Source organism: Photobacterium andalusiense, assembly GCF_900185625.1.
GTDB classification, from domain to species: Bacteria; Pseudomonadota; Gammaproteobacteria; order Enterobacterales; family Vibrionaceae; genus Photobacterium; species Photobacterium aquimaris.
The window spans coordinates 1-21,012 of the sequence record NZ_FYAJ01000010.1 but is presented as its reverse complement, the minus strand read 5'-3'; the positions used below and the strand labels follow the sequence as shown (position 1 = coordinate 21,012).

Annotated in this window: 21 protein-coding genes, 1 rRNA gene and 1 riboswitch; of the genes, 19 read left to right on the top strand and 3 right to left on the bottom strand. The window is 41.7% G+C overall.

Annotation, left to right across the window (positions count from 1 at the left end):
* Window positions 1–6 precede the first annotated feature (6 nt).
* From gspD to cysQ, 13 genes are all read left to right on the top strand, one after another.
* Window positions 7–2,025 carry a type II secretion system secretin GspD gene (gene gspD, locus PAND9192_RS17050; RefSeq protein WP_087854705.1) on the top strand — a complete coding sequence of 673 codons (2,019 nt, stop codon included), beginning with the start codon at window positions 7–9 and terminating at the stop codon, window positions 2,023–2,025.
* A complete protein-coding gene (gspE, locus tag PAND9192_RS17045; protein ID WP_087821697.1) occupies window positions 2,025–3,527 on the top strand; it encodes a type II secretion system ATPase GspE in 1,503 nt (500 codons plus the stop codon). The genes gspD and gspE overlap by 1 nt, the downstream gene beginning before the upstream one ends.
* Window positions 3,527–4,753, top strand: a complete 1,227-nt coding sequence (gspF, locus tag PAND9192_RS17040; protein ID WP_087854704.1) for a type II secretion system inner membrane protein GspF — start codon at window positions 3,527–3,529, stop codon at window positions 4,751–4,753. Before gspE ends, gspF begins: the two co-directional genes overlap by 1 nt.
* Before the next feature lie 23 nt (window positions 4,754–4,776).
* A complete protein-coding gene (gene gspG / locus PAND9192_RS17035; protein WP_060998589.1) occupies window positions 4,777–5,223 on the top strand; it encodes a type II secretion system major pseudopilin GspG in 447 nt (148 codons plus the stop codon).
* 6 nt (window positions 5,224–5,229) lie between these two features.
* Window positions 5,230–5,826 carry a type II secretion system minor pseudopilin GspH gene (gene gspH, locus PAND9192_RS17030; RefSeq protein WP_087854703.1) on the top strand — a complete coding sequence of 199 codons (597 nt, stop codon included), beginning with the start codon at window positions 5,230–5,232 and terminating at the stop codon, window positions 5,824–5,826.
* Window positions 5,823–6,182, top strand: a complete 360-nt coding sequence (gene gspI, locus PAND9192_RS17025) for a type II secretion system minor pseudopilin GspI (RefSeq protein WP_087854702.1) — start codon at window positions 5,823–5,825, stop codon at window positions 6,180–6,182. Before gspH ends, gspI begins: the two co-directional genes overlap by 4 nt.
* Complete coding sequence (gene gspJ, locus PAND9192_RS17020; protein ID WP_087854701.1) at window positions 6,169–6,816, top strand: type II secretion system minor pseudopilin GspJ; 648 nt, start codon at window positions 6,169–6,171, stop codon at window positions 6,814–6,816. Before gspI ends, gspJ begins: the two co-directional genes overlap by 14 nt.
* Window positions 6,813–7,847: a type II secretion system minor pseudopilin GspK gene (gene gspK, locus PAND9192_RS17015; RefSeq protein WP_087854700.1), complete on the top strand. Its 1,035-nt coding sequence runs from the start codon at window positions 6,813–6,815 to the stop codon at window positions 7,845–7,847. Before gspJ ends, gspK begins: the two co-directional genes overlap by 4 nt.
* Window positions 7,816–9,135 (top strand): type II secretion system protein GspL, encoded by a 1,320-nt coding sequence (gene gspL, locus PAND9192_RS17010; protein WP_234999190.1) that lies wholly within the window; start codon window positions 7,816–7,818, stop codon window positions 9,133–9,135. The genes gspK and gspL overlap by 32 nt, the downstream gene beginning before the upstream one ends.
* Window positions 9,135–9,617: a type II secretion system protein M gene (locus PAND9192_RS17005; RefSeq protein ID WP_087854698.1), complete on the top strand. Its 483-nt coding sequence runs from the start codon at window positions 9,135–9,137 to the stop codon at window positions 9,615–9,617. The genes gspL and PAND9192_RS17005 overlap by 1 nt, the downstream gene beginning before the upstream one ends.
* A gap of 2 nt (window positions 9,618–9,619) precedes the next feature.
* Window positions 9,620–10,378: a type II secretion system protein N gene (locus tag PAND9192_RS17000; protein WP_087854697.1), complete on the top strand. Its 759-nt coding sequence runs from the start codon at window positions 9,620–9,622 to the stop codon at window positions 10,376–10,378.
* A gap of 142 nt (window positions 10,379–10,520) precedes the next feature.
* Window positions 10,521–11,078 carry an ADP compounds hydrolase NudE gene (nudE, locus tag PAND9192_RS16995; RefSeq protein WP_087854696.1) on the top strand — a complete coding sequence of 186 codons (558 nt, stop codon included), beginning with the start codon at window positions 10,521–10,523 and terminating at the stop codon, window positions 11,076–11,078.
* Between the two features lie 3 nt (window positions 11,079–11,081).
* Window positions 11,082–11,915 (top strand): 3'(2'),5'-bisphosphate nucleotidase CysQ, encoded by an 834-nt coding sequence (gene cysQ, locus PAND9192_RS16990; RefSeq protein WP_087854695.1) that lies wholly within the window; start codon window positions 11,082–11,084, stop codon window positions 11,913–11,915.
* 73 nt (window positions 11,916–11,988) lie between these two features.
* On the opposite strand, the gene sthA is transcribed toward cysQ, so the two are convergent.
* The gene (gene sthA, locus PAND9192_RS16985; protein WP_087854694.1) at window positions 11,989–13,404 is read right to left on the bottom strand and encodes a Si-specific NAD(P)(+) transhydrogenase; all 1,416 of its coding nucleotides are present in this window, start codon (window positions 13,402–13,404) and stop codon (window positions 11,989–11,991) included.
* A 319-nt stretch (window positions 13,405–13,723) separates the two neighbouring features.
* Here sthA and fabR point away from each other — a divergent pair, with 319 nt between their 5' ends.
* Both fabR and PAND9192_RS16975 read left to right on the top strand, forming a co-directional pair.
* Window positions 13,724–14,356 carry an HTH-type transcriptional repressor FabR gene (fabR, locus tag PAND9192_RS16980; protein WP_087854693.1) on the top strand — a complete coding sequence of 211 codons (633 nt, stop codon included), beginning with the start codon at window positions 13,724–13,726 and terminating at the stop codon, window positions 14,354–14,356.
* Between the two features lie 27 nt (window positions 14,357–14,383).
* Entirely contained in the window at window positions 14,384–14,755 is a 372-nt protein-coding gene (locus PAND9192_RS16975; protein WP_087854692.1) for a YijD family membrane protein, read from the top strand.
* A 72-nt stretch (window positions 14,756–14,827) separates the two neighbouring features.
* Here PAND9192_RS16975 and trmA read toward each other — a convergent pair whose 3' ends face one another.
* Window positions 14,828–15,934, bottom strand: coding sequence for a tRNA (uridine(54)-C5)-methyltransferase TrmA (gene trmA, locus PAND9192_RS16970; RefSeq protein WP_087854691.1), 1,107 nt, complete (start codon window positions 15,932–15,934; stop codon window positions 14,828–14,830).
* Between the two features lie 147 nt (window positions 15,935–16,081).
* A riboswitch (cobalamin riboswitch) is annotated at window positions 16,082–16,316 on the top strand.
* Between the two features lie 32 nt (window positions 16,317–16,348).
* Here trmA and btuB point away from each other — a divergent pair.
* From btuB to murI, 3 genes are read left to right on the top strand one after another with little or no spacing between them, the layout of a single operon-like run.
* Complete coding sequence (gene btuB, locus PAND9192_RS16965; RefSeq protein ID WP_087854690.1) at window positions 16,349–18,178, top strand: TonB-dependent vitamin B12 receptor; 1,830 nt, start codon at window positions 16,349–16,351, stop codon at window positions 18,176–18,178.
* A gap of 58 nt (window positions 18,179–18,236) precedes the next feature.
* Entirely contained in the window at window positions 18,237–18,935 is a 699-nt protein-coding gene (locus tag PAND9192_RS16960) for a Dph6-related ATP pyrophosphatase (protein ID WP_087854689.1), read from the top strand.
* A 30-nt stretch (window positions 18,936–18,965) separates the two neighbouring features.
* Complete coding sequence (gene murI, locus PAND9192_RS16955) at window positions 18,966–19,763, top strand: glutamate racemase (RefSeq protein WP_087854688.1); 798 nt, start codon at window positions 18,966–18,968, stop codon at window positions 19,761–19,763.
* Here murI and PAND9192_RS16950 read toward each other — a convergent pair.
* Window positions 19,732–20,193, bottom strand: a complete 462-nt coding sequence (locus PAND9192_RS16950; protein ID WP_087854687.1) for an RNA recognition motif domain-containing protein — start codon at window positions 20,191–20,193, stop codon at window positions 19,732–19,734. The two genes, murI and PAND9192_RS16950, sit on opposite strands and share 32 nt — an antisense overlap.
* Before the next feature lie 704 nt (window positions 20,194–20,897).
* On the opposite strand from PAND9192_RS16950, the gene PAND9192_RS16940 reads away from it, so the two are divergent.
* A 16S ribosomal RNA gene (locus PAND9192_RS16940) occupies window positions 20,898–21,012 on the top strand; the annotation flags it as partial.

Here is a 21,012-nt window from a genome sequence, read left to right as displayed (position 1 = left end):
TTTTTTGTGAAAAAATGGATGGGTAAAAGTGCCCTATTATTAGCCAGTGGCTTGTTTTGTACTCAAGCAATGGCCGATGAATTAAGTGCGAATTTTAAAGGCACTGACATTCAAGAGTTCATCAACATTGTTGGTCGCACTTTACATAAAACAATCATTATCGATCCCGCTGTGCGTGGGCAAGTCAATGTGCGCAGTTATGATTTATTGAACGAAGAGCAATATTACCGTTTCTTCCTTAATGTGCTTGATGTCTATGGTTACGCTGTGGTGACGATGGATGATGGCGTGATGAAAGTTATTCGTGATAAAGACGCTAAAACTGCCGCGATTCCAGTTGTGGGCGCCAATGATAAAAACATTCCCGGAGATGCGGTTGTTACCCGTGTGATTGCGGTTAAAAATGTTTCTGTGCGTGAATTGTCACCGTTATTACGCCAACTTAATGATAACGCGGGCGCGGGTAACGTAGTGCATTATGATCCGGCCAATATCATTATGATCACTGGTCGTGCTGCAGTGGTAAACCGCTTAGCTGAAATCATTGAGCGCGTTGACCGTGCGGGTAATAAAGACGTTACCGTGGTGTCACTCAATAATGCTTCTGCATCAGAAATGGTACGTATTATTGATTCGCTCAATAAAAGTGCTGAAGCAAAATCAACCCCAAGTTTTCTGATCCCTAAAGCGGTTGCTGATGAACGCACTAACTCAGTATTAATTTCTGGCGATCCTAAAGTACGTGAACGATTAAAGAAACTGATCCATCGCTTAGATAAAGAGATGGCTGTCAGCGGTAATAGCCGCGTGTTTTATCTCAAATATGCCAAAGCTGAAGATTTAGTCGATGTTCTAAAAGGGGTATCTGAAAATGTTCAAGCATCAACCAAAGGCAATGCAGGTCAAGGCCAAAGCGCAAGTAAAGATGATGTAATGATTTCGGCTCATGCGCCGACGAACTCATTAATTATTTCTGCGCCTGCTGATGTAATGAAACGTTTAGAGTCGATTATTTCTCAACTCGATATTCGTCGTGCTCAAGTTCACATTGAAGCAATGATTGTTGAAGTACAAGAAGGTGAAGGGGTCGATTTTGGGGTTCAGTGGGGGTCTCAAGATGGCGGCGTGATCCAGTTTGGTAACAGCAGTGCGCCAATTGGTGGTTTGTTATCAGCCCAAGAAGCTGGAAAAGATACCACTTCGGTTCAACATGGCACTGATTCTAGCGGTAAACCTTATACCACCGAAACTACCGAAAGTGGTGATTTAGCACCAATGGCGACTTTCTTAGGTGGCGTCAAAGGGGCCGCTGCAGCAATTGCCTTGGGTGACTGGACTGCACTCGTTACCGCAGTGCAAGCTAACCGTAATGTCAATGTGTTATCAACGCCTAATGTGACGGTACTGGATAACCAAGAAGCGAACCTTTCTGTTGGTCAAGAAGTGCCAGTCACCACCGGCTCGCAAACTGGTTCCAATAACGATAATCCATTTACCACTGTTGAACGGAAAGATGTTGGTATTCAGCTTAAAGTGACGCCGCAAATCAATGAAGGTGACTCAGTACAGATGAAGATCGAGCAAGTAGTATCGCAAGTTGCCGATGCTAATGGTGCGGTTGATATTCGATTTGATAAGCGTGAGCTAACCACATCAGTGTTAGTGAAAGATGGCAACATGATTGCGCTAGGTGGTTTGATGCAAGAGAAGACCCTTGAATCTGAGCAGAAAGTGCCAATTTTAGGTGATATTCCAGTATTAGGCGCGTTATTTCGTTCGACTAATAATCAAACTGAAAAAACCAATTTGATGATTTTTATTCGTCCAACCATTTTACGTGATGGCATGAGTGCCGATGGCATGACGCAACGTAAATATAACTACATTCGTGCCCAACAGTTATACCAAGCAGATAAAGGCATGCGCTTAATGGATGCTGAAATGCCGGTTATTCCAAAATATGGTGATGATATGGCGCTACCTGCTGAAGTACGCGCGTTTGTATCGCAGTTGGAGAAGCACTAATGGCAGATGAGTCGTTGGCATTAGAAACTGCAGTGTTATTTCGATTGCCGTTTTCTTTTGCTAAGCGCCATCATGTGGTGATTGAAGCCAATCAACAAGGATGGCAGTTATATTATTGCGGCCAGCTATCTGCAATCGTATTGGCAGAAGTGCGCCGTGTGGTCGGTGACGGTTTTTATCCAGTTGAGTTATCCGAGTCGCAATTTGAGCAAAAGCTCACTGATGCGTATCAACGTGATTCGTCAGAAGCACGTCAGTTGATGGAAGACTTAGGTTCTGATAGCGATGACTTTTTCTCACTGGCAGAAGAATTACCTGAAACCGAAGATTTGCTTGAATCAGAAGATGATGCGCCAATCATTAAATTGATTAATGCCATGCTCGCAGAAGCGATCAAAGAAGGTGCGTCTGATATTCATATTGAAACCTTTGAAAAAGTGCTGTCGATTCGTTTTCGAGTTGATGGCATGTTGCGCGAAGTATTACAACCAAGCCGTAAGTTAGCGCCATTGTTAGTGTCGCGGATTAAAGTCATGGCGAAGTTGGATATTGCTGAAAAGCGGATTCCACAAGATGGTCGTATTTCATTACGTATCGGCGGTCGTGCGGTCGATGTGCGAGTATCAACCATGCCATCGTCACACGGTGAGCGAGTGGTATTGCGTTTATTAGATAAAAACGCCACTCGTCTCGATTTACACAGCTTAGGTATGACAGCCGCTAACCATCAAGCGTTTGGAAAAATAATTGATCGTCCGCATGGCATCATTTTGGTGACCGGTCCGACAGGTTCGGGTAAATCAACTACTTTATATGCTGGTTTACAAGAGTTAAACAGCGCTGAGCGCAATATTTTAACGGTTGAAGATCCGATTGAATTTGATATCGACGGTATTGGTCAAACCCAAGTAAACAGCAAGGTTGATATGACTTTTGCGCGTGGTTTACGTGCCATTTTACGTCAAGATCCTGATGTGGTGATGATTGGTGAGATCCGTGATTTAGAAACCGCAGCCATTGCTGTGCAAGCATCGTTAACCGGTCACATGGTGTTATCGACCTTGCACACTAACACGGCTGTGGGTGCTATTACGCGTTTACGTGATATGGGAATTGAACCGTTCTTGGTGTCGTCATCATTATTAGGTGTTCTGGCTCAGCGCTTGGTGCGAACTTTATGTAGTGAGTGTCGCCAACCTTATGAGGCTGATACTGAGCAGAAAAAACTGTTTATGTTAACCGCGGCTGATAGCCTAACTCTGTACCGTCCGTGTGGTTGTGACAAGTGTAATTTTAAAGGTTACCGCGGTCGTACTGGTATTCATGAATTGCTGCAGGTTGATGAACATGTTCAAGAGCTGATTCATGCTGAAGCGGGTGAGCAAGCGATTGAAAAATATGTCCGTCAAACCACACCAAGCATTCGTGACGATGGTCTTGCCAAAGTACGTCAAGGGATCACCACACTTGAAGAAGTGATGCGCGTGACCAAGGAGAGCTAATGGCGGCGTTTGAATATAAAGCATTAGATGCCAAAGGTCGGCAAAAGAAAGGGGTATTAGAAGGTGATACCTCACGCCAAGTAAGGCAACAGTTGCGGGAACAAGGACTGGTGCCGATTGAAGTTAACCAAACCTCGGGTCAAGGCAAAAAAACAGCGGCAGCACCGAGTAAGTTCACTTTTCGACGTGGGATTAGTACCAATGAATTAGCACTGATCACCCGTCAGTTAGCAACATTGGTGCAGGCTTCAATGCCACTGGAAGAATGTATTAAAGCGGTAGCAGAGCAAAATGAAAAGCCGCGTTTAAAAAATATTCTACTGGCAGTACGCTCGCGCGTAGTTGAAGGTTATACCTTGGCTGACAGCATGGCGGAATATCCGCATGTGTTTGATCAGTTATTTCGTGCCATGGTGGCAGCGGGTGAGAAGTCAGGTCATTTAGATACCATCTTAAACCGTTTGGCTGATTACAGTGAAAATCGTCAACAGATGCGTAGCAAGTTGCAGCAAGCGATGATTTACCCATTAATGTTGACGCTGGTGGCGGTCTCAGTGGTAGCGTTTTTGTTAGCGACTGTGGTGCCTAAAATTGTCGATCAATTTGTGCAAATGAATCAAGGTTTACCAGCAATCACTGAAGTGTTATTGGCCGCGAGTAATTTTGTTCAGCACTGGGGGCTGCTGGTGGTAATCGTGATTATTGGCATGATTACCTTGATCAAAACAGCCCTTAAAAAACCTGCATTTCGCATCAAATGGGATCGGGCTATTTTACGGCTACCAGTTATTGGTAAAGTTGCTCGCGGGTTAAACACCTCTCGTTTTGCACGGACATTGTCGATTTGTACTTCAAGTGCAATCCCCTTATTAGATGGTATGAAAGTCGCGTCTGACGTAATGACCAATACCTACGTTAATAAAAAGATCCTTGAAGCTGCCGATAGAGTGCGTGAAGGTGCAAGTTTACGTATGTCATTGGAAAAAACCGCACTGTTTCCACCAATGATGTTACATATGATTGCCAGTGGTGAACGCAGTGGTGAACTTGAACAAATGCTAACCCGTGCAGCGGATAACCAAGATCGTGATTTTGAATCCTTGGTCAATATGGCGTTAGGAGTATTTGAACCATTATTGATTGTCGCCATGGCTGGAGTGGTGATGTTTATCGTGATTGCAACCTTGATGCCGATTATTGAACTAAACAACATGGTCGGAATGTAGATTTTTCTTTTGGAGGGTGAAAAATGCAACAAAAGCAACGTGGTTTTACGCTGTTAGAAGTAATGGTAGTAATTGTAATCCTTGGCGTATTGGCAAGTTTAGTAGTGCCAAACCTTTTGGGTAACAAAGAAAAAGCAGATCAACAAAAAGCGGTAACTGATATTAGTTCGCTTGAGCAATCATTGGAAATGTACAAGCTCGATAACAGCGTCTTCCCAACCACAGACCAAGGTTTAGAGGCATTGGTAACCAAGCCATCTTCTTCGCCTGAGCCGCGCAATTATCGTGATGGTGGCTACATTAAACGTTTACCAAAAGACCCATGGGGTTACGATTACCAATACGTATCACCGGGCGAACATGGTGCGGTTGATATCTTCACTCTAGGTGCCGATGGCCAAGAAGGCGGTGACGGTATTAATACTGATATCGGCAACTGGAACATGTTGAACTACAACAAAAAAAGCTAAGAAATAATGATGAAGCGTAATGCAGGTTTTACTTTAATTGAAATTATGTTGGTGTTAGTGCTACTGGCTACCAGTGCCGTTGCTGTGGTGTCGACGTTACCCAATAATAAGCGTGATGAAGTGAAAGAGCAGGCAGTACGTTTTCATCATTTAGCTCAACTGTTGGGTGAAGATGCAATGTTAAATGGGGTTGATTACGGTATTCGTATTGAACCCCATCAATATTCTTTTTTAACCCTCACTCAAGATGGTTGGCAGCCATTAGAGGGAGCGAAATTTTTCACCAATGTAAAATTGGATGCGGGTATTACCGCTAACGTTGAAATTGGTGGCGCATGGAAAGATAAGGACCGACTTTTTAAATCTGAGTCGATGTTTAAAAATGACGACATATTTAAAAAGTCTGATCAGGAAAATAAACCGTTACCACCACAAATTGTGGTGATGGCGAGTGGTGACTACACCCCGTTTACGGTCAGTTTTGAAATTAATAATCAGCATCAATTTTGGCAGGTGGTGGCGGATGAAGTGGGTAATTTAGTGCTATTAGCACCAGGGCAAACATTAGCCGAACAATTATCACGACAGGAGCAACCACAGTGAAGCGCTCGCAAGGATTTACCCTGCTAGAGGTGTTGGTTGCTTTAGCGATTTTTGCAGTAGCGGCATTAAGCGTGATGCGTGCCGTTAGTCAAAATTTAAATAATTTAGGTTATCTAGAGCAAAAAACCTTGGCTTCAATGGTAGCCGATAATGAATTAGCGCAATTGCATTTAAGCGGTCAGTACCCAAGTTCGACTAAACGTGGTAAATCGACATTGGCTGATCGAGATTGGTATTGGACTGTTACCAGTACTAAAACTCAACAGCAATTGTTGCGCCAAATAGAAGTATCAGTCGCGACTGATCCACAACGTAAACATTCAGTTATTACGGTAAAGACTTATGTTACAAATTAATCGTCGTCAGCAGCAAGGTTTTACCTTACTGGAAGTGTTGGTGGCGATTGCGGTGTTTGCGATGTTGAGCTTATCTGCCAATCAAGTCATTACTAATGTTATGCGTAGTGATGCGCAATCAAAAGATCACAATCAGCGTTTACAAGCGATTCAGCGCACCATGATCATGATGGATAATGATTTTCGACAGATTGTAGCGCGAAAATTTAGAGTGGATGCTGAAAAGCCAACTGACAAAATATTGCAAGCGAGTGAGTATCTTCTAGATTCAAGCAGCGAAGGGATCACCTTTGTTCGTGGTGGTTGGCAAAATCCACAATCGATGTTCCCTCGCGGTGATATTACTCGTGTTGGTTACCGCATTATTGATGATAATTTAGAGCGGGTTTGGTTTCGTTACCCTGATACTGTTGTAGGTGCCAAGCCGTTAGTGCGAGTGCTACTGACTGGAGTTAGCGATTTAAAATTTGAGTTTTATTACGATAAGCAATGGCATAAAAAATGGAATAAAGCCGATAGTTTGCCTGCAGGGATTAAAGTTATTATGACCTTGAAAAAACTCGGTAAAATTGAGCGAATTTATTTATTACCGACCTCTGCACTGCTAACCGATAAATCAAAGGCTGACGCATGAGAAAACAACGTGGAGTTGCATTGATTGTGGTTTTATTGTTAGTGGCTTTGATGAGCTTATTAGCAGTACAAATGACCGAGCGGTTGCAACTTAACTTTCATCGAGTACAAAACCAAGTCGAACATCAACAAGGCTATTGGTATAGCTTAGGGGTTGAAGCGCTGGCAAAGCAAGCGCTCAAACAAAGCCTTAAAGACAGTAAAACTGTTAATTTAACCCAAGCTTGGGCTGTTGGTGAGCAAAGTTATCCATTAGATGGCGGCGCGGTAATCAGCGGTAATTTAACTGATAAACAAACCTGTTTTAATTTAAATGCTTTTAGAAAGATCAAACCGAAGGCTGATAATAGCCAAAAGCCATTTTTAGTGACTTATTTACAAAATATTCTCACTGAGTCGGGTGTCGATGATTATGAAGCCGAGGTGATTGCCGACTCAAGTTGGGAATTTGTGGATAGCAATACCACAGTGCAATCGGCTTATGGCGCTGAAGACAGTAGCTATGAAAGCTTTCAGCCACCTTATGTTACTGCTAATGATTGGTTGGCAGATGGCAGTGAGTTTAGAGCGATTAATGGTGTTTCAGCCAAAATTTATCAACAAGTTAAAGGTTTGATTTGTGCTTTGCCAACCGATGATATGTTACTTAACGTCAATACCATTACTGAAAAACAAGCAGTATTGTTATCGGCATTATTTGCGCCCTCATTATCATTAGATGATGCTAAAAAAATCATTGCTGATCGTGATAAAAATCATACTGTTTGGGATAGTGTTGCTGACTTTATGAAACTTATTCCGCAGCCACCAACAGTAAGTCCTAATTCAGGAACAGATAAAACTGCAACGGAAATGGAGCAATATCTAACTGTTACCAGCCATTATTTTTCGTTAGACGCTGAAATAAAAGTAGACCGTGCCCGAGTGCGAACCGTGGCATTATTTAAACGTGATGATAAGAACAAGGTGACGGTAGTTCGTCGCCAATATGGAGGAATCCGTGAGCGAATTTCTGACGATAAGGCTAAGTAGCCGGCCGGGAATGCCGGTGCAATGGTTGGTCTGGTCGCCACTGCAAAATGAAGTGATTGCATCTGGCCAATTGGCGGATATTAATCAGTTAAGTGAATTAACTGAATATGCAGCAGCTCGCCCTGTTTATGGCTTGGTGCCAACCAGTGAGATGCTATTAACCCAAGTAGCGATTCCTGCTGGAAGTAGCCGTCAGTTAGCGGCGGTATTACCGTACCTGCTAGAAGAAGAGCTTGCCCAAGATGTTGATAGCTTACATGTGCAATTACTTAAACGTGATAATGATATTGCGACGGTGGCTATTATTGAGCATCACAAAATCGCAATGTGGTTAGCGGCGTTTGCAGACTGTGGTATTGAGCTTAAAAAACTGATTCCCGATTGTTTATGTTTGCCCTTATTTAATGATGGTTACAGTGCGGCTGAAATCGATGGGCAGTGGTTAATTCGCCAATCAGAAGCAATGGGCGTTTGTGCTGACAGTAGTTGGTTAGCTGCCTGGGTAACCGCGCAAAAAGCACCAATTATTGTTGATACGGTTGATGATAGCGCCGATGACGAAGGTGATGATATTACGCCTGAAACTGAAGCTGCACGTTTAACGGAAGAAGTTGAATCGATTGTTGCCGCGACTGCGAGTTTGGCTCAGGTGACGATTCATCACTATACACCAGCACCGGTAAATATTCCTGGGCATTGGCAGCCCCAAGCGCCAGAATTGGTGATGCAGTTACTCGCTATCGGAGCTGCAGAATCAAAGGCAACCTTGCTATCTGGGCCTTATAAACCTCAAGCAGCATGGCGTAAACATTTACAGCCGTGGCGTAAAGTCGCGATCGCTGCTGCGGTAGTGTTGGTGGCACTTATTGGAGAGCAAGTACTAACTACGCAGCGTTTAGAGCAACAAGCCAATGCGTATCGAGCTGAAAGTGAACGTATTTTTCGTCAAGTTTTACCACAGTTTAAACGTATACCTTCGCAGAGTTATTTGAAAAATCAAATGAATGCAGCATTGAAAAGTTTAGGTGGTCATGGTGAACAAAATGGCATGTTAATGTGGCTTAGTGAATTAAAGCCAGCATTAATAAAAGTACCTTCGATTAAAATTGTTAATCTAAAATATGATCAAACACGTGGCGAATTGCGCTTACAGGCGACAGCGGCAGGGTTCCAAGATTTTGAACAGTTACGCAGTGCATTGAGTGCGCAGTTTGAGGTTGATCAAGGCCAGTTAACTAAAGCCGATAATTTAGTTAGTGGTGCAGTGGTACTGAGGAGAAAAGCCTAATGGCAGAGATTAAGGCATGGTGGAAATCCCTCAGTCAGCGGGAACAGTATTTGCTGCTTGGAGCAGGCAGTGCATTAGCTATTGCAATGTTGTATTGGGGCGTATGGCAGCCGTTAAATCAACGTGCAGCAGCAGCGCAGAATAAGATTAATCAACAGCGTCAATTATTGACATGGGTTGAGCATAAAGCCAATCAGATTTCGGCACTTAAACGAGCAGGTGGAACCGTCAATGTCAGTGATCAAGGACTTAATCAAGTTATTAATGAAACCACGACTCGCTTTAAAATCGATTTGATTCGCATGCAGCCCCGTAATGATGATCTACAAGTGTGGGTGCAGCCATTACCGTTTGATACTCTAGTCAATTGGTTAGTGTATTTACAGCAGAGCTATGGCATTAATACTCAGTTTATTGATCTCTCAAAAACGGACAAAAACGGCATGGTTGAAGTTAACCGTTTGCAGTTAGGACGAGGATAACCGTGAAATTTAAGTTAGCCGTTAGTGCCAGTTTTGGTGCAGTATTTATTGCCAGTTTAGTGGCTCATGTTCCTGCGAGTTGGTTATGGCAGCATGCACCTAAAATTAATGGTTTATCCTTAGAGGGCATTACAGGGACACCATGGCAAGGCTCTGCAGGTAATGTTCGCTGGCAGAATCAACCTTTTGGTCACTTGCAATGGAATATGCGTATTGGTCGCTTGCTACAAGGTGAACTTGCATTTGATGTTCGCTTTGGTAAGGGCAGTGAATTTCAACTTCAAGGACAAGGATTAGTGGGTTATAACAGTGATGGCCCATTTGCGGAAAAATTATTGTTATCAATGCCTGCCGATCAAGCAATAGCACAAGCCCAACTGCCCGTTCCGTTAACGGTAGAAGGTAATTTAGAATTAACCGTTAGAAATTACCACTATGCAGCACCTTATTGTAAAACGCTTGATGCAACTTTAGCTTGGGTACAAGGATCAGTAGCAACCCCAATGGGAACTATAACTCCTGGACCTGTTTTTGCCGATTTAAGTTGTGCTAAAGGCGCAGTTGTTGCCAAAATTAATCAAACCTCTGCTGATGTTAGCAGTGATTGGCAAGCCAACCTTGCAATTAATCGCCACTATAAATTTCACGGGTGGTTCAAACCGGGAGCACAATTTCCTGCTGGGCTTGCGAAACAATTAAAATGGTTAGGTGATCCTAATATCAAAGGTCAATATAAACTTAACTATTCCGGGCGATTGTAGCGCGAGTTAACATTTTAATCACAAAAGCATTAATAACCGGCAGTCGATTTCGACTGCCGCTTTCTTTCTGGTGATTATTCGCTTTTAATTAGAGTAAGCTTTTTTTATTCTGGTAACGCATTTCATTAAACAGGACCTAATCATGGCGATAGGCAAAGATAAACCCCAAATCTTAGCTGCCAAAGTTGTAGCACAATCACGACTTTTTAAAATTGAATCATTGGAATTACGTTTTTCTAATGGTGTCGAGCGCACTTATGAGCGTATGCAGCCAAGTGGGCGCCATGCAGTATTGATTGTTCCGGTTACTGCTGATGGTGATTTATTACTTATTCGTGAGTATTCTGCTGGTACTGAGCGTTATGAATTAGGTTTTCCCAAAGGTTTGATTGATGCTGGTGAAACGGCACTTGAAGCGGCAAATCGTGAATTAAAAGAAGAAATAGGTTTTGGTGCGCAACGATTACAGCCATTAAAAGAAGTGATTTTAGCACCGTCTTATTTTTCGAGTCGAATGACACTGTTTGTCGGTCAAGATTTATATCCCGAGCGTCTAGAAGGTGATGAGCCTGAGCCGCTAGATATTGTACGCTGGCCGTTAGCACAAGCTGAAGAGTTGCTGACACATGTTGATTTTTCGGAAGCGCGTAGTATTAGTGCGCTGTTTTTAGCCCTAAAGTATTTAGCTTGTGAGGAATAGCCAATGACACTTAACCATCTTATTCCTGAGGTTATCGATATTGCTCAAGCCTCTGGTCGATTGATATTAGATATTTATCAAAATGGTCAGTTTGAGCAACATATTAAATCAGATAATACCCCAGTAACCAGTGCTGATTTAGCAGCTAATCAATTAGTGGTTGAGCGACTATCATTGCTAACACCTGATATTCCGGTGTTATCTGAAGAAGACGCTAATATTTCGCTAACTGAGCGTAGTCAATGGCCACGTTATTGGTTGATCGATCCACTGGATGGCACTCAAGAATTTATTGCTGGCAGTGGTGATTTTGCCACTATCATCGCATTGATTGAGAATAATAAGCCTGTAATGGGGGTGGTATATGCTCCCGTTTCTGGCGTGACGTATTATGCCGCTCAAGGTCAAGGGGCACATAAAATTACCGCTGACGGTGAAACGTGTGTGATCTCAACCAATAAACACCAGTCACCATTACGTGCGTTGACGATTGCGATTAGTCGGCGTCAGAATGTTGATATCACTAAGGCACGATTTGACAGTCAATATCAATATGATGTTGTTGAACTTGGCTCTGCTTCTCTAAAAGCATGTTTAGTCGCAGAAGGGGGCGCTGATTGCTATTTACGTCTAGGACCAACGGGGGAGTGGGATACCGCGGCAACACAATGTATTGTTGAAGAAGCGGGTGGGCGAATCTTTAATACCCATATTACACCGTTGTCTTATAACTTACGCCAGACATTAGAAAATCCTAACTTTATTGTGTTAGGTGATGAACAGCTACCATGGACATCGATTCTAACTGCTGATGATCGCTTAATGACTGCCGAATAAAATCATCACTAATAAACAATACAATTAATAACGGAGCCTCAATGGCTCCGTTATTATTGTAATTTAGTGATAGTTAAAATAATCGATTAAGGCCATTTAATGCTGCAACGCGAAATGCTTCCGCCATGGTTGGGTAATTAAAGGTGGTGTTAGCAAAATACTCAATGGTATTACCTTCACCTTTTTGTTCCATGATCGCTTGGCCAATATGAATAATTTCAGCGGCACGTTCGCCAAAGCAATGAATACCGAGGATCTGTTTGGTTTCACGGTGGAATAAAATTTTTAAACTACCCACTTCAGTTCCTGCAATTTGAGCGCGCGCTAAGTGTTTAAATTGCGACCGACCGACTTCATAAGGAATTTTTGCCGCAGTTAATTGTTGCTCTGTTTGGCCGACAGAACTGATCTCTGGCAGGGTATAAATACCAGTAGGAATATTAGCGATTAATTGTCCTTGCGCCTTACCTGTACTGATAGCTTGTGCCACAAATCGACCTTGATCATAAGCCGCACTAGCAAGACTAGGGTAGCCAATCACATCCCCAACCGCATAGATATGTTCTACTGTGGTTTGATAGTTACTATTAACTCGTAGTTGACCGCGCGAGTCAGGTTCTAAACCAACATGCTCTAATGCCAGTTTATCGGTATTACCAGTACGTCCGTTGGCATACAGTAAACAATCAGCGCGCATCTTCTTGCCTGATTGTAAATGCACAATAACTCCGTCATCAGTGCCTTCTATAGTTTCAAAAGTTTCATCATTACGGATCATGGTACCGGTATTGGTGAGGTGATAAGACAATGAGTCTGACATTTCGTTATCAAGAAATTCCAATAATCGTTGTCGAGTGTTAATTAAATCAACTTTAACCCCAAGCCCTCTAAAAATAGACGCATATTCACACCCAATAACGCCTGCGCCATAAATAATAATATGACGTGGATCATGGGCTAATTGTAAGATCGAATCACTGTCATAAACTCGAGAGTGCGTGAAATCAACCTCGATAGGTTGATAAGGGCGTGAACCGGTTGCAATAATAAATCGCTCAGCACTGAAATAATCAATGCTGCCATCATTGCAAGTCACACTGACTGTATGAGAGTCAACAAATTGAGCTTCGCCATGAATGATTTGGCAGTGATTGCGATCATAAAACCCTTGCCGCATACGGGTTTGTTTGCTGACAACTTCTGCTGCATGGTGAAGGATCTGACTAAAGGTACGGTGTAAGGTTGAGGTATCGTTGCAATAGAGTGGATTTTGATTGAATTCGATAATTCGACTTACGGCATGGCGTAATGATTTTGATGGAATCGTTCCCCAATGTGTGCAGCCTCCGCCAACGCTATTTTCACGTTCAATAATCGCAACCTTAAACCCAGCTTTAGTGAGTCCCATCGCAGCCCCTTCACCACCAGGACCACTGCCAATAATGATGACATCAAAATGATTATTTGGTGTGGATTGGTTATTAGACATAGCCTCATTCCTTGATTGGGTTATTCTTATGTGAATAACTATTATGGTAACGGTTTGGCTGATAGGGATGAATGGTTACATAGTCAGAGCTCGAACTGAGTCACGAAGTTTTTATTATTAATCAAACGTTATTGATCCTGATCGGTTATTAAACAAGCACCACAGTTTGTGATGTAAAATGCAAAATGATATTAATCTAGCTTTGCGTCAGTCGCACTCTACCTTTACTATGTGAGTGTATAGCGTCGTTACAATGACGCGGATGTTACTGTGTAAGCAGAGTATCATTGTAATAAAATCACAGAGAAGCAGATAACTCATGGGGATTAGGGCTCAGCAAAAAGAAAAAACTCGGCGTTCATTAATTGATGCCGCTTTTAGCCAATTAAGTGCCGAGCGAAGTTTTTCTAATTTAAGTCTACGTGAAGTTGCGCGTGAAGCAGGTATTGCTCCAACATCATTTTATCGTCACTTTAAAGATATGGATGAACTAGGGTTAACCATGGTTGATGAGGGGGGATTAATTCTTCGTCAATTAATGCGTCAGGCACGACAACGCATTGCTACCGAAGGCAGCGTGATTCGTACCTCGGTAGAGACTTTTATGGAGTTTATTGAAAGTAGTCCTAACGTATTCCGCTTGCTGCTTCGTGAGCGTTCTGGCACATCAACTGCTTTTCGAGCAGCTGTTGTACGAGAAATACAACATTTCGGGGCTGAACTAGCAGAGTATCTTGAAGCTAAAACTGGGGTAACTCATGAAGAAGCATATACTCAAGCTGAAGCGTCAGTGACATTGGTCTTTAGTTCTGGTGCTGAGGCACTTGATCTAGATAGCCATGCTCGTGCTGAGCATGCAGAAAGACTGATTATGCAACTTAGAATGATTGCAAAAGGTGCCTATTGGTATCGAAAAGAGCGTGAGCGTCGAGAGCTCAGGCAGAAACTATAATTTCATTTTGATTTTGGTGAAGTATATATGGATAAGCAACAACTTAAAGCAGAGCGTAAAACACTGATTTTATCTGGACTAACAGGTTTATGTGGTTACGGCACTCTGGCGGTATTGTTTTCAAGCTATGTAACGTTCTCTATTTTTCCTGTCTTGGCATTTGCCATGGCATTGTACTGCTTATATCAAGAATATATGCGTAAGCCGATGGCTGAAGGTATTCCAGCCGTTGCAAGTGCATGTTTTTTTGTCGGTGTATTTGGCTATGCGGCATTACTTCGCGCTGAATATCCAGATATGGGGTCAAATTTCATACCATTAATGATTACTCTAGCATTGCTATTTTGGGTGTCATACAAAATGGGTATCATGGATAAGAAAGAGAAAAAAGCAGCGTAAGTATCTTGCGATGATAAAAACAAAAAGGCGCTATAAGCGCCTTTTTTATGTCTATATTGTGGCTAATTAAGCTTATTTACGCTCAAGCACAACTCCAGCTTCCATGTGATGGGTGTAAGGGAATTGGTCAAATAACGCGAATCGAGTAATGTTATGGGTTTCAGTTAGAATCGCCAAATTATCGCGTAGAGTTTCAGGGTTGCACGAAATATACATAATATTATCGTAACCTTGCACCATACGGCAGGTACCGTCATCCATACCTGAACGTGGTGGATCAACAAAAATGGTGTTGCAATTATAACTTTGCAAATCAACATTCTGATCTTTTAGACGACGGAATTCACGTTTACCCGCCATCGCATCAGTAAAATCTTCCGCTGACATACGAATGATTTGTACGTTTTCAATGTTGTTTACCGCAATATTGTATTGGGCTGAATCAACCGAAGGTTTTGCTAGTTCAGTTGCAAGTACACGCTCAAAGTTTGGCGCGAGTGCAAGTGAAAAATTACCGTTACCACAATACAGCTCAAGTAAGTCACCAGCACTATCTCGAGTGCAATCAACCGCCCATTCCAACATTTTCTGAGCAACTTCACCATTTGGCTGAGTAAAGCTATTTTCAACTTGTTTGTAAGTTAACGTTTTATCATGAACTTTTAGTTCTTCAATGACAAAGTCTTGGTCTAAGACGATTTTCATCTTACGTGCACGACCAATTAGGTTTAACTTAAACCCTTCGTCATTCAAACGTTGCTTTAATTGTTTTGCTGCTTGAGTCCATTCATCATCTAACTGGCGGTGATAAAGCATTGAAACTAGGATTTCACCACTTAATGTTGATAAGAAATCGACTTGAAATAATTTATGACGCAGAGTTTTTATTGGCTTGATTGCATCAAGTAACATTGGCATTAAATCGTTAATTAAACGGCTTGCCGCAGGGAACTGATCAACACGGTACTTTTCACGCGTGTGTTGATTGAACATGATGTAATACAGTTCTTCGCCTTCGTGCCATACACGAAATTCTGCACGCATACGGTAATGCTCTGCAGGAGAGGCAAACACCTCCAATTCAGGCGTTTCAAAATCGCTAAGTAGATCTTGAATACGGGCTGCTTTTTCATCCAACTGTGGCTGGTAGTCAGCGGTATTAAGGACGGTGGATGTCATAGTGTGTGCCTCGACTGCTCAAAATAAGACCGCAGATTTTATTGTATTGCACACTGATGTCCAGTGTTGGGGCAAATTAAAATTGCGGAGCCCCCAAAAATCTATCACTAATAACAAACAAAACTAGACATAAAAGCAATACACCACTAGCATTCGCGCTGTGCTGGTTAGCCTTGGAAGGCTAGGGAATACGGTGTAAATCCGTAACTGACGCGCAGCGGTAATAGAGAACGAACGCACATGGATGTAATCCAAACACTGTTGATGCTCCCTACAAATAATCAGTGCATGATTTAGTATAGTGGCAATGGGAAGTTGTTGCCTAGGCGACCAAATGGTCATGCTCTTAAGTCCGAATACCAACCAGCAAACAAGCAATCTTGCTTTGATATAAACGCGACTTAGGAAATTGTAATGAAAAAATCCCTTTTAGCAGCGACAGTAGCGTCGTTGTGTCTCCCTTCTTTTGCTTCATTTGCAGCAGACACTACATCTGATGATGTGATGGTAGTAACGGCTAACCGCTTTGAGCAACCAGTAACATCTGTACTTGCACCTTTTAATGTTGTCACTCGTCAAGATATCGATAACGTGCAGGCGAAAACATTAACTGAAGTATTGAGCTTATTACCAGGGGTGCAGATCACTCAAAATGGTGGCCGAGGCCAAAGTTCAAGTATTTTTGTTCGCGGGGCAAACTCTGATCAAGTATTAGTCTTGGTTGATGGCATTCGTATGGCTCGCTCAGTTGCTGGCAACGTTGATTTTAACCAAATTCCACTAACTCAAGTCGAGCGGATTGAATTTACGCGCGGTGCGCGAGCTGCGATCTATGGTTCCGAAGCGATTGGTGGTGTGATAAATATCATCACCCTGACAGGTACAGATACGCCATCAAAAACGAAGTTAGATTTAGGTATTGGGAGTCATAACTACCAAGAGGCTAATGCTTCTGGCGCCTATAATATTGGGGATAAAACCGTATTACAGTTAGCTGCAGGTTACGAAAATGATAAAGGCTATAATGTTCATCCTCAACCAGGATTGAATGACGGTGATAAACATGGTTTTGATAGCCGTAATGCATCGTTAGCACTGCATCATCAATTTAGTGATCAAGTTTCAGGCTATGTCGCAACTCGGTGGTATAAAAATCATTATCAATATGATGGTTCAAGTATCTATTCTGGGCATCAATATGTAAGAGCTGAAACGGAATTTAATGATTACTCTGCAGGTTTAAAATATGCTCAAAATAGCTATAAATCATCACTGATTTTTGATTACCAAAAGCAAGATAACCTGGATCTCATTGATAAAACTAATGTCGTGAATCGTAAAGACCAATATCACCAGCGTAATATTCAATGGCATAACCAATACCAATTACTATCGACACTGTCAGTGAGTGGTGGTATTGATTGGCGTCAAGAGCAATGGAATGATTTAACCGGTTTTGCGGGTAATAAAGAACGAGATAATACCGGTTACTATGCGATTGGCTTATGGGATTACTCGCCGGTTAGTATCGAAACCAGTGTTCGTCTGGATGATAATCAGCAATACGGTACTCATTCGACTTACAATATTGCTGGTGGTTGGTATTTAAATGACAATATTCAATTACGTGGTTCATATGGCACTGCATTTAAAGCACCGAACCTTTATCAATTGTATGTGAAAAGTGCTTGGTCAACTGGTAATCCTAATTTAAATCCTGAAACCTCAAAAAATATTGATGTCTCCTTACATGCTGATTACGACATTGGTAGTTTGGCGGTAACTGCATACCAAATGCGTATTGACGATTTAATCAGTTATACCAGCGGTACACCGTCTTATGAAAATGTTGCAGGCGAAAGCAAAATCAAAGGTGTTGAAGTCGAAGCTGATTTTGATACCGGTATTATTAGTCACCAGCTAAACTTTGATTTTAAAGATCCTCGAGATAGCGAAGGTAAGCAGCTAATACGTCGTGAAAAGTTCTCATTTAAATGGGTCGGTAGCGCGAGTTATGGCAATCTTGATACCGCAGTAACGTACCAGTATCACGGTAAACGCCCAGATTTTGATGTCGAATTACCCGCTTATGATACATGGGATCTGGCATTAACTTATTGGTTGCAGCCTAAACTTGCTTTAAAAGGCCGAGTCGCGAACTTGCTGAATGAGGATTACGAAACAGCTGCTGGTTATGTAATGCCTGGTCGAACGTTCTACACCAGTATTAATTACCAGTTTTAATATTTGATGATGTATAGACAAAGACCGCCATTGCGCGGTCTTTTTGATGGTGATGCAGATGAAAACAAAAGTAATGATCAGTTGGTCATCAGGTAAAGATTCAGCATTAACCCTATCGCGGTTATTGAATGATTCAGACTATAAGGTTGTTGGACTGTTCACAACTCATGTAAATAACGATGTTCCTTTTCAAGCGACGCCAATCTCAGTTGTTAAACAACAAGCACAGCTGATTGGTTTACCGTTAGTGCTGATTGCATTACCTGAAGTATTTCCCGCCAATGATATTTATCAGCAGGCGATTATTGATGGGCTAAAAAATTGTGGCTTACCGTTTGATGCTGTCGCTTTTGGTGATTTGTTTGATAATGGTATTGCTGATTATCGCCGGCAGTATATTGAGCCTGCAGGATGGCAATGTATTTTTCCTTTATTAGGTCAACCTAGCACTCAATTAGCCAATGAAATTATTGAGTCTGGAATTAAAACTAAATTAGTCACCATTGATAGTACTCAATTAGATAGTCAATTTTGTGGGCGTTGGTTTAATCATCAGTTATTAAATGAGTTGCCGAAAACAATTGATCCGTGCGGTGAGAATGGTGAGTTTCATTCATTGGTCGTTGATGCGCCTTTTTATCAGCAGCCACTACATATAAAGTGGTTAGTTTGCGAAATAGAGATGCGATTTTATTATCAACGCTATATGGTTATCGAGACAGGCACTTTGCCGAACGTTGATATCGCAGTATCATGACAGCTTGATATCGTAATAAGGTCAGTGGTAGTGAAAAAAGTTGTTATTTTTGATTCTGGAGTGGGCGGTTTATCTGTTTATCAAGAGATCCATGCTTTACTACCGCAAGTGCAGTTCATTTATGCTTTTGATAACGCAGCTTTTCCTTATGGCGAGCTTGATGATGCCACTTTAATTAAGCGTACTAATCATATTGTGACGCTACTTGCTAACCAGTATCAAGCTGATTTAGTCGTTATTGCTTGTAATACCGCCAGCACGATTGTTTTACCTTCTTTGCGTCAACAGTTAACTATTCCTGTTGTCGGTGTAGTACCTGCAATAAAACCTGCTGCTTTAGTTAGTCAGACTAAAGCTATTGGTTTACTAGCCACTCCAGCAACGGTAAGTCGAGATTATACCCATCAATTAGTACAGCAATTTGCTAAGGGGTGTGAGGTTAAGATGATTGGTTCGACGCGATTAGTCGAAATAGCAGAGCAGAAGTTACGTGGTAAATCAGTTGATATAGAAGAGTTGGAACAAATTCTAAAACCTTGGCAAGGAACAATCGATAGTATTGTATTAGGCTGTACCCACTTTCCACTGATCAAGCATGAAATTGAGACCGCCTTTAAGCACCCTGTTAATGTGGTGGATTCAGGTAAAGCAATTGCTAAGCGAGTTGCACTATTATTAGATTTTCCGAGTAGCGTTATGGCGTCTGGTAATACAATAAAGAATGTCACATACAGCAGCGCCGCAACATATGATGCTGCGGCGCTGAATAAAAGCTTAAATGCAATGCAGTTAGATACTATTCAAGATCTAAACTATCCGCATTTTTAGGCTCATTAGCCTCACGTACTTTTAGTGTACGCTGACCATATTCTTGATTATTAAGTTGCTCAATTGCATGCTCTGCATCTTGACTACTCATAACAACAAAGCCAAAACCTCTACGTTTGCCTGTACGCTTGTCTTTCATTAAGCGTACGGCAAAAACATCACCATGCTCAGCAAAAAGATTTTTTACGTCACTCTCATTTGCACGATAAGGAAGGTTGCCAACATAAAGTGTTTTACTGCTCTGAGAGGGATCTGATTCATCGAGGACGGTATGTTTACTTTCTTGCATAAAGTGTAACGCCAGTCCTGTTAGCATTGCACCTAGTGCAAAACTGATGGCTGGTGGAGTACTACTGAACATACTAAAGATTAAGGCGCCAATGATAGCGATAGCAATCACAGTTATTGTGGTTTGGTTATTTGATTTCATATTTAAAGTACATCTCAAAAGGGAAAGAGAAGAATGCATTAAGTTGGTGTTTTAACATCAAGCTTACAATGATGCCAATTTTAATGACCTGTAATTCATAATAATTGAGCTTAAATATACTCGCATGTGCTTATTACAGTCACATTGTTCACATTAGATGAAATAATCAGCAATTACATTCTTTTTTTTTAAAAAGGCTTGTCAGAGTGATCAAAGTCTCTATAATGCAGCTCCATCGAAAGGGAATACGGTTCAACAACCGACAGAGTTCAAACTTTTGATATTTAACTTATTAGTAATGATTAATCTTTAATTCAATGAATATTAGATGATTCTTTCTAAGAAGTTTTTCTTTAGCTGTTACAGCGAAAGAAGAGTCAATAAGAGGTTTTAAATAATAAAATTTCTTCTTGACTTCATATTGAGATTGCGTATTATACGCAGCCTGACTTGCCGGTGATAAATCACTAAGGTATTGAAAGTCAACGTTCTTTAATAATTTGACCATGCAATCTGTGTGGGCACTCGTTGAATAGTTAAGTCGAAAGATTTATCAATGAACTGAGTGACCAATACAAATAACTACGGTTATTTGGCACAGTCAATTCATTACCATTCTGTTGGAATGGTAATAGCTTTAAAATTACTAAGGTAGTTTTGAAGTCAGTATTCATTGAGCCGTTTCGAAAGAGACAACAAAACTTTAATTGAAGAGTTTGATCATGGCTCAGATTGAACGCTGGCGGCAGGCCTAACACATGCAAGTCGAGCGGTAACAGATTGATAGCTTGCTATCAATGCTGACGAGCGGCGGACGGG

What these genes read in the sequence shown, in the direction of transcription:
- PAND9192_RS16950 (WP_087854687.1), bottom strand. Translation starts at nt 20,193, where the DNA reads ATGAAATCAAATAACCAAACCACAATAACTGTGATTGCTATCGCTATC.
- sthA (WP_087854694.1), bottom strand. Translation starts at nt 13,404, where the DNA reads ATGTCTAATAACCAATCCACACCAAATAATCATTTTGATGTCATCATT.
- cysQ (WP_087854695.1), top strand. Translation starts at nt 11,082, where the DNA reads ATGACACTTAACCATCTTATTCCTGAGGTTATCGATATTGCTCAAGCC.
- btuB (WP_087854690.1), top strand. Translation starts at nt 16,349, where the DNA reads ATGAAAAAATCCCTTTTAGCAGCGACAGTAGCGTCGTTGTGTCTCCCT.
- gspK (WP_087854700.1), top strand. Translation starts at nt 6,813, where the DNA reads ATGAGAAAACAACGTGGAGTTGCATTGATTGTGGTTTTATTGTTAGTG.
- fabR (WP_087854693.1), top strand. Translation starts at nt 13,724, where the DNA reads ATGGGGATTAGGGCTCAGCAAAAAGAAAAAACTCGGCGTTCATTAATT.
- gspG (WP_060998589.1), top strand. Translation starts at nt 4,777, where the DNA reads ATGCAACAAAAGCAACGTGGTTTTACGCTGTTAGAAGTAATGGTAGTA.
- gspJ (WP_087854701.1), top strand. Translation starts at nt 6,169, where the DNA reads ATGTTACAAATTAATCGTCGTCAGCAGCAAGGTTTTACCTTACTGGAA.
- gspE (WP_087821697.1), top strand. Translation starts at nt 2,025, where the DNA reads ATGGCAGATGAGTCGTTGGCATTAGAAACTGCAGTGTTATTTCGATTG.
- PAND9192_RS16975 (WP_087854692.1), top strand. Translation starts at nt 14,384, where the DNA reads ATGGATAAGCAACAACTTAAAGCAGAGCGTAAAACACTGATTTTATCT.
- gspH (WP_087854703.1), top strand. Translation starts at nt 5,230, where the DNA reads ATGATGAAGCGTAATGCAGGTTTTACTTTAATTGAAATTATGTTGGTG.
- PAND9192_RS16960 (WP_087854689.1), top strand. Translation starts at nt 18,237, where the DNA reads ATGAAAACAAAAGTAATGATCAGTTGGTCATCAGGTAAAGATTCAGCA.
- trmA (WP_087854691.1), bottom strand. Translation starts at nt 15,934, where the DNA reads ATGACATCCACCGTCCTTAATACCGCTGACTACCAGCCACAGTTGGAT.
- PAND9192_RS17005 (WP_087854698.1), top strand. Translation starts at nt 9,135, where the DNA reads ATGGCAGAGATTAAGGCATGGTGGAAATCCCTCAGTCAGCGGGAACAG.
- gspF (WP_087854704.1), top strand. Translation starts at nt 3,527, where the DNA reads ATGGCGGCGTTTGAATATAAAGCATTAGATGCCAAAGGTCGGCAAAAG.
- nudE (WP_087854696.1), top strand. Translation starts at nt 10,521, where the DNA reads ATGGCGATAGGCAAAGATAAACCCCAAATCTTAGCTGCCAAAGTTGTA.